This is a genomic window from Thermosynechococcus sp., from assembly GCF_046299655.1.
Lineage (GTDB): Bacteria > Cyanobacteriota > Cyanobacteriia > Thermosynechococcales > Thermosynechococcaceae > Thermosynechococcus.
In genome coordinates this window covers 62,648-78,997 of record NZ_JBKBHZ010000007.1, presented here as the reverse complement: position 1 = coordinate 78,997, position 16,350 = coordinate 62,648, and the positions used below count along the sequence as shown (strand labels likewise).

General features: G+C 54.5%; 11 protein-coding genes and 2 pseudogenes. 4 read left to right on the top strand and 9 right to left on the bottom strand.

All coding sequences use genetic code 11. From position 1 onward, the window contains the following. Positions 1 to 3: 3 nt before the first annotated feature. Entirely contained in the window at positions 4 to 606 is a 603-nt protein-coding gene (locus ACK4HN_RS06550; protein ID WP_409869680.1) for a DUF3038 domain-containing protein, read from the top strand. Further along, positions 606 to 1,763 carry a DUF4335 domain-containing protein gene (locus ACK4HN_RS06545; RefSeq protein WP_409869682.1) on the top strand — a complete coding sequence of 386 codons (1,158 nt, stop codon included), beginning with the start codon at positions 606 to 608 and terminating at the stop codon, positions 1,761 to 1,763. Before ACK4HN_RS06550 ends, ACK4HN_RS06545 begins: the two co-directional genes overlap by 1 nt. Here ACK4HN_RS06545 and ACK4HN_RS06540 read toward each other — a convergent pair whose 3' ends face one another. From ACK4HN_RS06540 to glgP, 5 genes and pseudogenes are all read right to left on the bottom strand, one after another. After that, positions 1,764 to 3,179 (bottom strand): protein kinase domain-containing protein, encoded by a 1,416-nt coding sequence (locus ACK4HN_RS06540; RefSeq protein WP_409869684.1) that lies wholly within the window; start codon positions 3,177 to 3,179, stop codon positions 1,764 to 1,766. 42 nt (positions 3,180 to 3,221) lie between these two features. Then, positions 3,222 to 3,866, bottom strand: a pseudogene (locus ACK4HN_RS06535) (FHA domain-containing protein). A gap of 482 nt (positions 3,867 to 4,348) precedes the next feature. After that, entirely contained in the window at positions 4,349 to 4,474 is a 126-nt protein-coding gene (locus ACK4HN_RS06530) for a hypothetical protein (RefSeq protein ID WP_409869686.1), read from the bottom strand. 33 nt (positions 4,475 to 4,507) lie between these two features. After that, positions 4,508 to 7,699: an efflux RND transporter permease subunit gene (locus ACK4HN_RS06525; RefSeq protein WP_409877370.1), complete on the bottom strand. Its 3,192-nt coding sequence runs from the start codon at positions 7,697 to 7,699 to the stop codon at positions 4,508 to 4,510. Positions 7,700 to 7,879: 180 nt separating this feature from the next. Then, positions 7,880 to 8,967, bottom strand: a pseudogene (gene glgP, locus ACK4HN_RS06520) (alpha-glucan family phosphorylase); the annotation flags it as partial. On the opposite strand from glgP, the gene ACK4HN_RS06515 reads away from it, so the two are divergent. Beyond that, entirely contained in the window at positions 8,942 to 10,114 is a 1,173-nt protein-coding gene (locus ACK4HN_RS06515) for a hypothetical protein (RefSeq protein WP_409869690.1), read from the top strand. The pseudogene glgP and the gene ACK4HN_RS06515 sit on opposite strands and share 26 nt — an antisense overlap. Here the strand turns inward: ACK4HN_RS06515 and ACK4HN_RS06510 are convergent. The 3 genes from ACK4HN_RS06510 to ACK4HN_RS06500 form a co-directional block, all read right to left on the bottom strand. Then, on the bottom strand, positions 10,036 to 11,022 hold the full coding sequence (locus ACK4HN_RS06510; protein WP_409869691.1) for an RsmB/NOP family class I SAM-dependent RNA methyltransferase: 987 nt from the start codon (positions 11,020 to 11,022) through the stop codon (positions 10,036 to 10,038). The two genes, ACK4HN_RS06515 and ACK4HN_RS06510, sit on opposite strands and share 79 nt — an antisense overlap. Beyond that, positions 11,000 to 11,740 (bottom strand): DUF561 domain-containing protein, encoded by a 741-nt coding sequence (locus ACK4HN_RS06505; RefSeq protein WP_409853854.1) that lies wholly within the window; start codon positions 11,738 to 11,740, stop codon positions 11,000 to 11,002. Before ACK4HN_RS06505 ends, ACK4HN_RS06510 begins: the two co-directional genes overlap by 23 nt. Positions 11,741 to 11,843: 103 nt before the next feature. Next, positions 11,844 to 13,433 (bottom strand): iron uptake porin, encoded by a 1,590-nt coding sequence (locus ACK4HN_RS06500; RefSeq protein ID WP_409877369.1) that lies wholly within the window; start codon positions 13,431 to 13,433, stop codon positions 11,844 to 11,846. A 159-nt stretch (positions 13,434 to 13,592) separates the two neighbouring features. Here ACK4HN_RS06500 and recJ point away from each other — a divergent pair, with 159 nt between their 5' ends. After that, the gene (gene recJ / locus ACK4HN_RS06495; RefSeq protein ID WP_409869695.1) at positions 13,593 to 15,881 is read left to right on the top strand and encodes a single-stranded-DNA-specific exonuclease RecJ; all 2,289 of its coding nucleotides are present in this window, start codon (positions 13,593 to 13,595) and stop codon (positions 15,879 to 15,881) included. Positions 15,882 to 15,894: 13 nt separating this feature from the next. Here recJ and psb30 read toward each other — a convergent pair whose 3' ends face one another. Further along, positions 15,895 to 16,035, bottom strand: a complete 141-nt coding sequence (psb30, locus tag ACK4HN_RS06490; protein WP_181495950.1) for a photosystem II reaction center protein Ycf12/Psb30 — start codon at positions 16,033 to 16,035, stop codon at positions 15,895 to 15,897. Between the last annotated feature and the right edge of the window lie 315 nt (positions 16,036 to 16,350).

The following is a 16,350-nucleotide window of genomic DNA, read 5'->3' as shown; positions in this document are numbered from 1 at the left end:
ACAATGGCCGCTTCCCTACCTATCAAGGCACAAATTGACCTGATTTTGCTGAGTCTCGAAGCCTTGGCGCAGGTGGGTTCGGCAGAGGTACTCGCATTGGCAGATGCCATGGGGTTTGCGACCTATTTGCGCGATCGCGTGAGATTATGGCGATTGCGGCAATCGAGTCCCCTGCGGCAGGGGCGCCATGGGCGACGTAAATTGGATGTGGATGAAGCCCGCGCCTTGGCTTTGATCTGCACCCGCTTAGCACGGCAACACCAGCAAACCATCCGCACTGCTATTGAACGCTGGCAACAGCAGACGAGTCAAGGTCGCGCCCCCCACTTAGATCCGGTTCTCGGGGATTATATTGACCGCTTCACCAGTTTGTATCAAGAGCGGATGGCCGACAGCAGCAGGGATGGTAGTGAATTGGCACAACTGGCCTTAGATTTACTCGTGGATTTGCTCTTTTACAGTACGCCCCAAGGGGCACGTCGCCTTTGGATCACCCTGCTAGAACGCACAGCACCGCCCCCTCCTTCCCTATCGTTGGTCGAACCTGAGCCAGTACCTGCACCAACCCCTGAATTGCCCACCCTGTTTCCCCATGCGGACGTGTAATGAGTACTACCCTCAGCTATTCTCAACCCACCTGTCAACTAGATGTTGCCGCTGAATTTTTGCCCTTTAGTCAGAGGCTACGCCGTGCACTGGTGCGATCGCTCCACTTTACACTGGCTATAGGGGAAAAACAGAGTTTTGAGGGCAACGCTCGCCAGCTCTATCAACTGAAAACGCTGGTCAACCAGTATATTGAAAACTTTCTGAGTCACCACCAACATCCCACGGAAGTCTCAACAGCAGGCTGGCTCTTGCGATCGCGATCGCCTCTTGAACATGAACTTCATCTACCTGATGGGCGGGTCATTCTTCTGCAACTGATAGAACTATACGATTTAGTGACCGTTCTTGATGACTGGTCTGCCGTCATGGAGCCGTTGCCAGAACTGGTGGAGCGCGCCCAATCAACCCTTGCTCAAATCCCAATCTGGGCCAAAAGTGCAGTGGTGGCCGTGGGCGTGGTGGCTGCCTTCACCCTTGTGACCCAACGCTGGCTAGGCCCACCCGCTTCGATGGTTGTTACCTCCCCTGAGGCGACCCGTGAGGAACCCAACCTGCCTCCCCTAGGGATGCCATCCCCTTTGCCAGAACCTGCGGAACCCCCCCAACTCGCTCCCTTACCTAGCCCACCGCCAGCTCCCCCTAAAACTGCTACCCTTGTGCCGCTCCCCTCGCCGCCAGATATGCCGCCCCTAGCTAGCTTGCCTGCGCCATCCCCCCCCACCATTGCTCAACAGCTGCCATCTCCTCAACCGCCTAATCAAAATAATCAAAATAAGAATCAAAATAAGATTGTGGTACAAGCTCCCCCTGACCGTGCCCCTGCGGTTATTGAACCTACGCCGATGATTGTGCCACCTATTGAATCCCCCTCCGTTTCTGCAACCACCCTACGGGAGGTGAAAACCTATTTTCAAGACCGTTGGCGTCCGCCGGCCAGCCTAGACACGAGTTTGGAATACCGCATCGTTCTCAACCCTGATGGCACCCTTGTCCAAGCGCTACCCCTCAATGGTGCAGCAGTTCGCTTTATTGATCGCACGCCGATTCCGCTGCGGGAAAGTCCTCTAGCAAGTCCCTTTGGGGGCGATCGCCCAATTTTACTGCGGTTAGTCTTGATGCCCTCTGGCAGCGTGCAAGTATTTGCTGAAAATTAATCAGGCACTCGAAGAAACTGCGGGGGTAATGGTGGCAATTTCCTGCAAGCGTTGCTTGACTTTTGCGGCATTGGGATAGCGTTCCCGAGGATCGGGGTGGGTCAAGCAGTTAATTAAATCCACCATGAGCGGATCCAAGTGGGGAATATCCTCCGCATAGAGACGATATTCACGGGCGCCCCAACGGAAATAGGTCTCCGGTTCATAGCCCGTGAGCAAATACACCATTGTTGCTCCCAAGGCAAAGAGATCCGAAGCAGGTTCGGGTTTTCCCTCCTGCTGTTCTGGCGCCGAATAGCCCACTGTCCCAATAAATGTCCCTGAGTCGGAGGTTAAGACGGACGCTTTGCACCAGCCTACTAGCACGAGTTCCGTTGTTTCCCGCTTGACATAAGGATGAATGAGATTGGAGGGACGAATATGCAAATGCAACACAGGGGGGTCTTGCTGGTGCAGCACTTCAAGCAATTCACACACAGGAATCAGCCAACGACTGACCTCAATCACGTTCATTGGCCCTTGTTCCTGAATCCGCTGTTTTAGGGATTGGCCATAGACCATTTCTGAGACCAAGTAGGAGTTGCTGCCGCACTGAAAGGCTTCCCAAAACTGGGGTAAAACCGGATGCTCAATTTTACACAATTGCCGCGCTTGGCGCTGAAAGGCCCGGATTTCGTCGCGGGACGCCGCAAGGCTATGTCCCTTAATCACTGCCGTTAAGCCACTGCGCCAGCCCAAATAGATGTTGCTTTGACCAAGGGCACGAATGATTTGGTAGTTACCGAGGGTTTTCCAGACGCGCAGCGGCACACCGCAGTCAATGCAAAAAATATCATTTTTTTGGGCACGGCTGTGCGGGCAATCGGGGGGAGCGCGCCACTCGCTGAGTAAATGAACTGGGAGTTGGCCTGTCACCGCAAACTCAGCCTCTTGCTCTTCTTGGGCGGTGACACTGCTACTCCTGGAGGTGGGGGTGCGCTTCTCAGGACGGGGAGTGGGTTCAGCAACGGTACCGCGGAGTTCCTCTTCCCCAGCATAGGTGCCCTTCTCAGCATCTGCCAAGCGACCTTCGGGAACCGTTTCCATGCGGGCATTGGGAGGAGCAGGAGCCTGATCAGACCCGAGGCGAATTTGAATATTGGGTCCAGAGCGAGCCAAGCGAAGGATGCCGCCATCCGTCAAGGTTGCCTGCTGAATGCGTCTACCATCCAAATAGGTGCCGTTGGTGCCAAGATTGACCACTTCCCATTGCAAGCCATTACGACGGAGTTCCACATGGTGACGCGACACCACCGCGCTATAGAGCACGACGTGATTATCAACTGCTCGGCCAATACGGATGACATTTTCATTCTCAAAAGTCCAGCTTTGAACTGGGGTGGCTTGAACGGGATGGAGTAATGTCAAGGTAATCACGTTGTCTAACCGCCTCTTCGTACTTGAATATACTCTAAAGAACTAGGAGATGCGTTCATAGATAAAGGTAACTAAATCTCCTTTGCCCAATGCAATGCGATCGCCCGATTGCAGGCGATGACGATTGCCAGGATAAAGGGGCATGTTATTAATGTAAGTGCCATTGGCACTTCCCACATCTTCAATATAGTGGGCATCCCCCTCAATTCGCAGATCGGCGTGGATGCGGGAGACAATTTCTGAGTTAGGAAAGCCCGCCACATCAATATCGGGAGGAATGCGATCATTCGGCTTGCCAATATGAATGACGGGACGCCCCCTCGGAATTTGCAGTTCTGTGCGCGTTTGCACATGAATCAGCTTGGCTTCAATGGTGCGGGCCGCAATTGAGAAGACATGAGGGGGTGGCGGAGGTGGCGGGGGAAGTTTCCTCAGGTGTCCTTGATGGGCAGTGACTTCCCCCCTTGGGGCAGCATTTGCTGTGTATTGCATTGCCTCCGGCAGTGGGGGTGCGCTGACGGCAATGCGACGCAGATTGAAACCACATTGGCCACAAAAATTAGCGTCTGGTTGAACTGGCGCACCACAATTTGGACAAGGCGTCATACTGGGCATGGGCAAAAAGCAGGCTTCACATTAAACAGCACCAACGGGATTGGGATGGAAACACTGGGAACAGACAACCATAGAAATCATGCCCTATTCCACGACCAATCCAACCAACCTAGGAGCAAGGTGCCCATGGTTTATCTCTACTTCCTAGGGTAAACCTAAAGAAATCAGCTGTCTCTGACACTTAGGTTAGCTTTTACACCCCAATTCTATATGGGTTCATTGCCAAACTGCTGCTCAGGAGGAATCGTTAAAAATAATCATATGTCAAGGGATGCCTTGGCCTTTGAGACAAGGAGAGGTGTAGTGCACGCTCGCCTAAATGATGCTGCAAAGTCTGCCACAGATCCACTTACTCCAAAGAAGATTGCACAAGGGCATCGAGATCCCCTTGATAGCCATGCACCGCAGCACCAACGGCGACAGTATCAGGGCGACATTGTCATGGATTGATTTTGGAAAAAGACTTCGCCTACTGCAAATCATCGGCGTACAACAACGCAGTTGCGATACATTCCACCCGTTCAGGGCGGAGTGCCGATAGTGGATTTCTGCCGTTACGTGGAAATGCGGAAAAGTCGCTGAGGAGCGGTTGATTGCGGCAAGACACGCTCAATTGGGGTATCTTGGCCAACAACAATCGGGTCAGCAGCAGTCATCGCCAGGACATTGGGTAACAACATCACTACCCATCTAAACAGTTCTTGGCCTATAGCTTAGCGTTCTTGACGTTCCTCTGGGGAGGGACTCGCGGGGGGTAGAGTTGGCACAGGCAATGGGTCAGGAACACTGCGGGGGGTAGCACGCTCAAAGCCATGGAGAATCACATAGAAACAGGGAATGAGAAAGAGGGTGAGCAGTGTTGCCACTGCCAAACCAGAAAACACAACGATGCCAAGGGGCTGCAAAAATTCTGAGCCTTCCCCTAACCCCAATGCCAAGGGAAACATGCCCACCACCGTTGTAATCGTGGTCATCATAATCGGGCGCAGACGGGCAGGGGCAGCTTTGCGAATGGCTTGGCTACGACTACAGCCCTCCTGTCGGTAAATCTCGTTGGCAAGTTCCACCATGATGATGGCATTGTTGACGACAATCCCCACGAGCAAAATGGCACCGACAATCACTGTGGCGCCAATCGCTGTCTGTGTCAGGTACAAGCCCCAAATGCCGCCCGCCAAGGCCAAAGGAATGGTAAACATGATCACGAGGGGGTCAAGCAGCGAATTGTACTGTACCGCCATGACCACAAACACAAGAAAGGCTGCCAAACTGCCCAAGACCACTAGAGCTTGCTGCAATTGCTGATTGGCTTGAGCCGCTGTACTCGGCATCAGGGACACTCCGGGTGGAAACTCCAGATCGTTGAGAATGTCATTCACTTGGGCTAGGGCAGCACTGAGACTGGCACCTTCAACAAGATTGCCCGCTAGCATAAAGACCTGCTGCTGGTTAATGCGGCGGATTTCGCCAGGGGATTGACTGGGTTCGATGCGAGCGACATCCCCAAGGCGGAGAGGACGGTTATTGGCGGTAAAAAGGGGAATCGTTGTTAGGTCAGTGGGCGTTTGAATGCTTTCACTGTCCAGTTGGACACGAATATCCACTAGGCGATCGCCCCGTTGCAGGCGGGTGGGCACAAACCCCTCCAGGGCGGTTTGAATCGTCTGGCCAAGGTTGAGGGGATTCAGCCCCAGTTCACTCACGCGCTCCCAATCTGGCAGAATTTGAATCTCTGGCTGGCGGGGATCCGCATCGGGACGAAAGCGCACCAAGGTGGCCTTTTCATCAAGGACTTGCAGCACTTGGCGACCAAAGCGGTTGAGGGTCTGCTCATCACTGCCCCGCAATATGACATCAATATCGGCGCCGCGCACAGGGGAGTTGGTGAGAATAATTCCCCGTACTTGGCCGGGACTCAGGCGCAGTCGCACTCCCACAAGGTTGAGTCGATCAAGGGCTTTTGTTGCTTCTGTAATATAGCGATCCACATTAACCCCCCGCTGCAGAATGATGTTGCTACTGGCGCGTAGGGGGTTAGCAATGGTATTCGTGCCAAAGAGAGCACCGCCAGTGGTGGTAAAGACCGCCTCCGTGCCCGGTTGTGCCATCAGCACTTGATCTACAGCCTCCATGACACGGCGACTGGTGGGTAGCGGGGTTGCCGGTGGAAAAATGGCCGTTAGGTTAACTTGACCAGTATTAATGCGCGGTAGCAATTCTTGGGGAATTTGCTGAGCCAAAAGCCAACTGCTGCCGCCAAGGAGGGCGATCGCCAGCCCCACCACCAGCCAACGTGCCCGTAGCACCTGCCCTAAAGCCCATTCATAGCGCCCAGTGAGCCAGAGAAACCTTTCGTTAAAGACACGCATAAAAGCCAACTGCCGTAGGCGATTTTGCACCCGTACTCCCAATAAGCGTGAAGCCAACGCCGGCACGACCGTCAGTGCCACCAGCAGCGATGCGGCAACAGCAAAACTAATTGTTAGAATCAACTCATTAAAGAGCCGAGCAATCAAGCCCCCCAACAACAAAAAGGGCAAAATAGCCACAAGGTTAGTCAGGGTAGAGGCCAAAAGCGCCGATTCAATCCCTTGGCTGCGCCGTTTCACCTCCTCAAGGTACTGTTCTTGGCTCATGTGGTGCGGGTCAATGTCCGCTAGGGTTTCTAACATAACAATGGCGTTATCTACGACAATACCAACCCCTAGAGCCAGTCCACCCAAGCTAAACACATTGAGGGAGAAGTTAAATAGCCCCATCAGCAACATCGCTGCCATTGTTGACAGGGGAATGGCCAGCAAAATAATCAGGGTTTGCCGCACCGAGCCGAGAAATAGCAGCACCGCGATCGCTGCCAACAGGGTTCCCGTCAGTCCGGCAGTGATCACATTGTTCAGGGAGTTGCGGATATAAACCGACTCATCAAGGACAGGAATGATCTGCGCATCGCGGGGCACGAGATTGGCGGCCTGTAGCTCGGCTAAACGGCGCTTGATCCCATCAGCCACTTCCACCGTATTGGCTTCCGGCTGCTTGAGAATGCTCACTTTGACAGCGGGTTGGCCATTGAGCGTCACAAAGACTCGCTGCTCGGCACTGCCATCTACGACTTGTGCCACATCCCGCAGATAGACCCGCTGACCATTGGTGCCCGTCAGCACCACCTCCTCAATTTCCCTGGCATTACAAAACCGCCCCACCGTACGGGTTAAGGGTTCTGCCGTTTGGCCACGGATGCGACCCCCAGAGACATCTTGGTTGCGATCGCTGAGGGCCGTTAAAACTTGGTTCAAGCCCACCCCTGTGGCCTGCAATCGGTGCAAATCCACCAGAATTCGTACTTCTTCGGTCGTCCCCCCAGAGACATCCACCCCTGCCACACCGGGGACAATACTGAGTTCGCGATCTAAATCTTCATCAGCAAAGACCCGTAACTCGCGGCCACTCAGGGTTTCTGAGGTCAGGGCAAACTCATAGACGGGCAATTGCGACGGGTCAAACTTAAAGAGACGCGGCGACTCAATCATATCGGGCAAGGTGCTGCGGGCACGGTTAAAAGCAGCAGTGGCCTCATTTAAGGCCTGATCAACATCGCCACCAGGTTCAAAAAATAAATCAATACTGACTTGACCTTCACGGGTTTGGGAATAGACCTGCACCACTCCCTCCGTGCGACTCAGGGCTTCCTCAAGGGGCTTGGTCACCTCCTCGACAGCCACACTAGGCACCACCCCCGGAATATCCAGCCGTACCCCAATGCGGGGGTAGGTAATCCCCGGCAGCAGATCCACTTGCAGCCGCAAAAGGATAAAAACCGCCAACACAATGACCGTGAGGGTCAGCACCAAGGTACCAATGTGGCGGGTCACCGCCAAGCCGCTAAAACTAAAGCGTGGGGAGTTCATGGCAAGTCAATTACCGTAAAAGTCATCCTTTAGACACCGCTACTGTAACAAATCGTTTCTCAGCTTTCATGCCCAGACCCAGCGATCGCGCCCCCCATGTTTCGCCTGATACAAGGCTTGATCGGCGCGAGGAATTGAGTCACTGAGCACCTGTTCTCCGGGTCGAAAAAGCGTGCCTCCCAAACCAAAGGGTTCTTGAAAAGCTCCTAGATTCACGCGGCCCAAGGAGAGAAACTCCTGCTGCGAAAGGTTAAACGCCTCCGCATAGTGGCCGACATAGTAGGTCACCTTATCGGCAGGAAACAGATCAATTCCTGCAGGCACTGGCGTATGGGTGGTAAAGAGTTGGCTAGCCTGCACCACCTGCAAAGCCTCATCATAGGTGAGATGGTCTTCGCCAATCAGTTGACGAATCCGCTCCAGGGACAAAAAGGCCGAGTGCCCCTCATTCATGTGATAGACCGTTGGCCACAACCCCAAACTGCGGAGCAGGCGTACTCCCCCAATGCCCAGCAACATCTCCTGATGGATGCGCATATCCATATCGCCGCCGTAGAGGTAATCGGTGATCTGCTGATCGTAGGCACTGTTTTCCGGCAAATTCGTATCCAACAGATAGAGGGGAACCCGACCCACTTGCGCTTGCCAGATCCGTGCTTGCACGTCCCGATTGGGGTAATCTACGCAAATGCGGAGTTCTTCACCTTGGGGAGTCGTGATCAGCTTCAGGGACAAGGTATAAAAATCATTGCTGGGATAGCGCTCCTGCTGCCAGCCATCGGCACTGAGGTACTGCGAAAAATAGCCTTTTTGATAGAGCAGCCCCACCCCCACCAAGGGCAGTCCCAAGTCACTGGCAGATTTGAGATGATCCCCGGCCAAGACCCCCAAGCCGCTGGAATAGATGGGCAGGCACTCCGTGAGGCCAAATTCAAGGGAAAAATAGGCAATACACTCACCAAGAGGCGCATCGGTGCGCGCTGGTACCACGTCTGCACAGGCTGGGCATATTCTTGAAATTGGCTCTGCTCCATCTGTGCCAAAAAGCCGTTGTCGGCAGCCGCATCCAAGAGAGGATCTTGGCGAATGCGTCCCAAGAGGGCGATGGGGTTGTGGTTTGTTTGCTCCCACAGTTCTGGGTCGAGGCGGCGAAACAGGGCGATCGCCTCCGTGTTCCACGTCCAGTAGAGGTTGTAGGCCAGTTCCCGCAGCGGTTCTAAACGTTGCAGCAAGTGAGGACGAATGTTAAACGTGCGGATGGGCTTCATAGGGGCTGCCAGTGTCGTCGTTTCTATCTTAGTTTCTATGCGCTTTGAGTATGATTTGCTGATTGTGGCGGCCAGTCCCTTGGCATTGGACATTGCTTATCGGTGTGCCCCCTTGGGGCGGATTGGTTTGGTGATCCCAGCCGCTGATGGGCAGTGGCAATGGCAGTGGCAACGCTGGTGGCTGTCGCAGTTTCCCCCCCAAAGGTTGGATACTCAGCAGTGGCAGCACTTTCAGACCCACCTCAGCCATGGGCAGCGACGCTATGCTCCGCGGGTTTTGGAACTCGTGGGGGTCGATGTGATTACCGGGACGGGGGAATTTGTCTGGCAGCCCCGCTGTCATTTTCAGGTGGGGGGCGATCGCCTCTATGCACGAGGCTATTTACTCCTTGATGCGCCTGTGGCGATGGACACCCACGACATGGACACCCTCAGCAGGATTGAGCTGGCTTGTTGGCAGCACTGGTCTGGCAAGGCTCCTGAGGCGGAGGGGCAAGGGCTGCCGCTTGTGACAACAGAAGATGCGTGGTTCAACGATCGCCTGCATGCTGCCCTGAGTGGTCTAGGTCTGAGGGTTCCTTTAATGGGAAGGCGCAAAGCGCCCGAACCCACTCCTTTGAACCTACACCCCCTGCAGCGGGATAGCCAAGGATGGTTGCGGCTCGATCGCCAAGGGCGCACCAGTCATCCCCAAGTCTATGCCTGTGGCGGTTGGCAGCGGGGATACCATTTGCCCTCCCTAACGCACTTTGAGGCCTTCACAATTGCCCGCCAGGTTTTGCAGCGCAAACCCATGCATCTTGATTACTACCATCAACCGTGGTGGATTGCCCTACCTATCCCCATCGCTCGCGTCGGTTGGAATGCGCGGCAAGCCCAGCGTTATCTGCGGGAACCGATGCAACTGTGGGAGATTCAACACTTTACTCCTGAGGGGCAGAGTTTGGGACAACTGCTGGTCAATCGCCAAGGACAGCTTCTGGGAGCCACCTTGATGGGACAGGAGGCGATCGCCACTAGTCGCATTTTTGGCCAGTGGCTAGAACAGGACGCCCTCACTGCGATAACCTATGCCGGTTGGGAAGTGGACTGCCAGCGCCAGCGATCGCCCAAATCTGGCAGGGGGCTAGCTTCGCCCTTGCCTTGATGCTGCCAGAGAATTGTAAAAGCACCCGCCCCTTCCCCTTGGTGCGGCCAGAGCCGATAGCAGGGAAACGTCGCCAGATGCGACTGATAGGCCGCTAGCACTGGCACAGCTTGAGGCACCCACTGCGGAAATTTTGCCATTAGCCAAGTAGCCACGTCCTCATTTTCCTCGCGACTAAAGGTGCAGGTGCTATAGAGCAGCCATCCTCCCGGCCGCACAAGGGCGGTTGCCGCCGCTAGAATACGTTTTTGTCGCCCTTGGTTGTGGCGAATGGTCAGGGGATGGAAGCACCCTTCGGCTTTTTGTCCCTTGGCCAGCAGGGATTGGCCAGAGCAAGGAGCATCCACAATTACCACATCAGCAGTGCCTTGGAACTCAGCAGCCAGCACTTCACTATCCCAAGCGGTGACGCCCACGGGATAAACGCGACAGCGTTTGAGATTGCCAATGAGCATCCCCACCCGTTTGCCAATGGTTTCATTGCACACAAGGTAACGGGGTTGGAGCGATCGCCACGCAAAGAGGCTCTTGCCGCCGGGTGCCGCACACACATCAATTACTAAGGACGGCTCTGGGGGCAGCGTCAGCAGCGGAACGGCGGCAAACACCGAGGAGCTATCCAAGCAATAGTAGGCACCCGCCTCATGGAGGGGGTGTTGACCGGTACGACTACCCGCAGCAAAGCGGCTTACCCAAGGAGGCTGCCAAGGAAGCGGCGGCAATGGTTCAAAGGGCAGTGGCGAGGCGGGTTCCTGACACCAAAGCACCGTCGCAGGGTAGGGCGGGGGAGTCGTGAGAGCCTCTAAAAAACGCTCCCGATCGCTATGACTCTCAAGGAGACGGTTGGCACAGGCCACAGCCAATCGGGAGAGCTTCACCCCAGATTTAGCGGTGGACGGCAATGGCACCTTTAACCGCTTCGGCGAGGGCACGCACACTGGCCACCATGGCCACTTCACTATTGAGTTGGTTGACAGCAGAGCCGACGCCCACACCCGCAGCCCCAGCGGCGATCGCCAGCGGAATCGTCACCGTCGAAAGACCGGAGGCACAGAGCACTGGCACCGCCACGGCACGGGAAATTTCATAGGCAGCCGCCAATGTGGGCGCTGCTTTTTCAATGAGACCCAAGGTACCCCCGTGACGGGGTTGGCTACTCGTCCCCCCTTCGGTTTGAATCACATCGGCACCGGCGGCCACCAGAGCTTCCGCAAGGCCAACCTGTTGATCTAAGGGCAGCGTGTGGGGAACAGTAACCGACAGCATTATCTCAGGCAGTAACTCGCGGGTTTGCTGAGTCAGGCTCAGCACCTCCTCGGCACTAAACACCCGCCCTTGGGCATAGAAGCTGTCGTAGTTACCAATTTCAACGAGATCGGCACCGGCATTTACTGCCCGCAGCAGTTTCAGGGGTTCTACCGCTGAGACACACACTGGCAGGGAGGTGAGTTTCTTGGCAAGGCGCACCAGTTGAGGATCAGCGGCAATATCCACCAAGGTAGCGCCCCCTTGATCGGCAGCAGTGACCACCGCCCGCACGCGATCGCGATCAAAATTGTTGAGGCCACTAATAATCTTAAGAACAGAACGCTGCTCAAAGGCAGCAGCCAAACGCGGATGCAGCATAGACTTGAAACTTTCCGTAGTTGTGCATTTTTTTATCCTACCGCCCTTTTTCCAAAGCGCGAAGGGAGGCTACTAAAACTGTCAAAACCGCCGTAGAGTAGCTTTAGAAGCTAAAGGTGGTACGGATCAGCCCTTGCAAAATGGGGCTATTGGTGGAGCTATTGTTGGCATTAGTAATTGCCATAAACACGGGCGTAATCGAGATGTTGTCGCTGAGGGGATAGCGGAAAAAGAGTTCATAGTTGGTTTGGGTGGAATCATTGATCCCCGCTGCTGAGGCCAACGAGTTAATAAAGGGCTGACCCACCGCCGCCGCCAATAGCGATCCTTCCGTGAGCAAATCCCGATAAGCCAAACCCGCCATCCAAGTTTGCGCCGTGGTATTCACTCGGCCACCGCGGGGAAAGACCCCCGGAGACACAGCAAAAGGCCCTAAGCCATCAATAGTTGCTCCATCACCATAGAGTTTCATATCGGAGTAGGCATAGCGACCAAAGAGGCCAAACTTACCGAGGGTGAGTTCCACATTCACACCACCGACGTTCTGGGAGATGTTTAGTGAAGATGAATTCGTGTATTGCAAGCGAACGGCAAAGTTATTCCGTTCATTGGCACCAAAGGCGCGAGCAAACTCCAGTTCCACAGTTCCCTGATAGGGATCGCCAAAAAGCCCCCCTCCTGTAGGGACACCACTTGGTGCGCTTGCTTGAGCAGCTACATAAACACCGCGCAGCGTGAAGAACCCTCCCCGCGGATTCCACTCAATACTGACCCCCGCGCCTCCGGGATCATTGACAGCGTAGGGCACAATCAGCGGGTTGTTGATAAAGAAATTGGAACTAAAATCCGTGAAAGAATCGTTGGCGTAGCTATTGGCATCGACAATATCACTGGGATAGAATTGCGGCCCTACACCAATCGTTAAATCCTCCGTGGGCTTGAAACTGTAAAACAGACGAGATAATCCTACAGGTAATCCCACCCCACCATAATCTACGGCGCCACCCGCAATTAAGCCTTGAGTACCAATTCCCGTTGCCCCAAACGTATCCAAGCCATTATTGCCCACTTCAAGGGTCGTGGTCAGTAAGTCGGTACCGCGAAAACTGGTATTGAGGTTAATTTCCACCTTGCTGATCACCGTGGGATTGTAGCTCCCCCCTGTGAATGTCGTCGTAGAGACAGGGTCAACGACTTGGCGAGTATTGCCACCCACTTGAAAGGCCATCACCGCATCTGCAGAGAGCTTTGTGGTTGTTGAAAATTGCGTTGCCTCAAGATTAGCAGTACGGGCTTCGAGGTTGTCCACCCGTCCGCGTAGGGTCGCCAGTTCAGCGGCAAATTCCTCAGAGAGTCGTTGCAAGGTGGCTAAATCTTCCTTGGTGGCAAAGCGATCGCTCACCACATCGAGGCAAGCGTTCAACGCTGCTGCCATTTCAAAGCGTGTCAGGGCACGATTCCCTCGGAAGGTGCCATCGGGATAGCCGGCAATACAGCCGTATTTCTCCACCAAGGAGGCAAGGGCTTGATAGGCCCAATCGGTGGGGCGGACATCGGAAAGCTGCGAGACAGAGGTCACCTGTCCAATCGTGTCGCTAACGGGCATCTGAGTTTCAGCAACAGCTGCTGGAACCAGGAGGGCAAAGTGAACACCAAGGGCACCCACCATGACTTTTGTTAGGGAGTTTTGCATGACCAATCCTCTCACTTCACACCGAAAAACTGACCGGAAAACGCTTCTCAACCCAAGGAAGAAGGGAAGCCAGCCTCAGAGAAATTGATAACAATTATCATTCTACTTTCTGGGACTGTCAACTTCAGTCTTGCTCAAGTTAGCATGAGGGGTATTCCTGTGCCTATCTCCCTCTACCGCATCATGGGTGTGCTTCCCCAGCAACGTTGGCTTTTAGCGGAGATCACCCCAGAGGAATGTGAGTCCTTGCAACGGGCGCTGGGGTGTGACGCAGCTTTGGCGAAAATTTATCTGCGGCGGGGTCTGAGGACGGCCAAAGCCGTAGAAGCCTTTCTCAAGCCTGAAACAATGGAACTGCCACCGCCCAATACCGTCTTTGCCGACCTTGATCTGGCGGTGGAATTGCTGCAACAGGCGATCGCCCACGGCGACAAAATGACCATTTGTGGTGATTACGATGCCGATGGCATGACCAGCACTGCTCTTCTCTTGCGTGCTTTGCGGCATGTGGGAGCCGACATTGACTATGAAATTCCCTCGCGGATGCAGGAAGGCTACGGCATCAATGAGCGGATTGTGCACGAGTGCTATGAGCGGGGGGTCAAACTCATTCTCACGGTGGACAATGGCATTGCGGCCTTTGACCCAATTTTGAAAGCAAGGGAACTGGGACTGAGGGTGATTGTGACTGACCATCATGATGTACCGCCGCAACTGCCCCCTGCCCATGCCATTCTCAATCCCAAACTGGTGCCCTCAGACTCCCCTTACCATAGCCTTGCAGGGGTGGGGATGGCCTATACCCTTGCGCTGTCTTTAGCCCAGCGACTGGGCAACTGGCGAGAACTAGTGCGGCCACTGCGGGAACTGTGTACCCTTGGCACGATTGCGGATTTGGCGCCCTTAACGGGGGTGAATCGCCGCTGGGTCAAGCAGGGGTTGCAAACGATTCCCACGTCTCCCTTGGTGGGGGTGCAAGCGCTGATGCAGATGGCGGGTTGTTTGCCAGCCCAGAATACCGCCCTCAAGCCCACAGCGGTGGGGTTTCGGCTCGGACCGCGCATCAATGCCATTGGCCGTATGGGTGATCCCCAAGTGGTGATTGACCTTCTGACCACAGAAGATCCGCAGCGTGCTTTGGAACTGGCCACCCTCTGCGAGGAAACGAACCGTCGTCGTCAGGAACTCTGTGCTGAGATTGAGAGAGAGGCGATCGCCCATCTTGAAGACATCGGCTTTGATCCCCAACAGGAGTGGGTGTTAGTGATTGTCCAGCCCAACTGGCACTATGGGGTGATTGGCATTGTCGCCTCGCGCCTTGTAGAGCGCTATGGGGTACCAGTGTTTATTGGCACCTATGAGGATGAGACGACTATTCGCGGTTCTGCGCGCGGGATTCCAGAGTTTCATGTGTTTCAAGCCCTCGAAGCCACTCGAGATCTCCTGTTGAAATACGGTGGGCATCAAGCGGCAGGCGGGTTCAGCTTACGGGCAGAGCACTTCGCTGCATGGCGCGATCGCCTGCGCGCCTTTGCCCAAACCTGTCTCAAACTAGAGGATCTGCGTCCCCTTGTCAGAATTGATGCCGAAGTCTCCTTTGAGCAACTGACGTGGGACTTTTATGAACAAGTCGAGCAACTGCAACCCTTTGGCAGTGAGAATCCCCAGCCGATTTTCTGTAGTCGCGGGGTCAAGATTCTCGAGCAAGCTCCCATGGGTCAGCAGGGGGAACATTTGAAACTGACCCTAGAGCAGAATGGGCAGCAGATGACCGCTAAGGCTTGGCGTTGGGGCGAGTTTTTCCCGTTGCCTACCACCGTGGATATTGCCTATCACCTCACCGCTCATACGTGGAATGGCGAAACCTTTCTCGAACTCGAACTCAAGGGCGTTAAACCTTCACTGACATGGCACGTCCCTGATCTGCCGACTCACCCGCTGCCCCGTTGGCAGCCCCTACCCCCCTTAACGACGCTCCTGCCGCACTTGCGCGACAATGTTTTGCTCTATGGCTATGGCCGTCCTGACGTGCCCCCGAACTTAACCACAGCAGCTATTCACTACGATCGCCCCAGCGATCGCTGTCGCACCCTCATTCTCTGGTCACTGCCACCTTCGTCCACCCATTTGCGTTGGCTATTGGCCATTGCCCAGCCAGAAATTGTCTATGTGGGGGACCAACGCCCCGCAATCGCCCCCCTGCCGACCCTGATTCTCTCTATTCAAAATGACCTCAAAGCAGAGAGTAAGGTGAACCTTTTAGCCCTGAGTCAAAGCTACTGGATTGCCCCCTGCACATTGGTCGCAATTCTGCGCCACTTGGGCTATAGCTGTGACAATTTTGCCCCCACCCTGAGCGTGTACGAAGAATTGACGCGCTTGCAGCGCTGGTATCAACTGCAAGCCAAGGATTTGGCACGGCTTGCCCAAACGTGGGGGACTTCCTAGTTCTTGGAATGAATTACAAATTGCCGCGACGCACCGCCAACAGGAAAATAATCATCGGCCCCGCGATGCCAATCATGGCAATCATCGTCAGTTGGGCGATGACTTCAAAGTTGATATTGCTCAGAAAATCAATAATGCCGTTGAAAATTCCCATAGGTTCTCCCGAGCTTTTCCATTTTTTCCATTTGATCAGCTTCTTTGAAAGCCAGCAAGAGTGTTTCTAACATAACCTCTCCCTGAGCGGATTGCAATCCCTCCCAACGAGGGATGTCTGACAAGGGCAGCCAAATTATTTTCTACGGACCTTCCAAAAAATACTCAAACCCCCTTCCAGAGCAACTTCAAGCGATTTTAGCAAAAAATGAGCTTAGCAGGAATTTGCCGAATCGGTTAGATTTGAAGCTGGTAGAAAACGTTAATTTTCTTTGCGAAGTCTTGGATGCTGTGGAAGTTGTTCCAAATTTGAGGC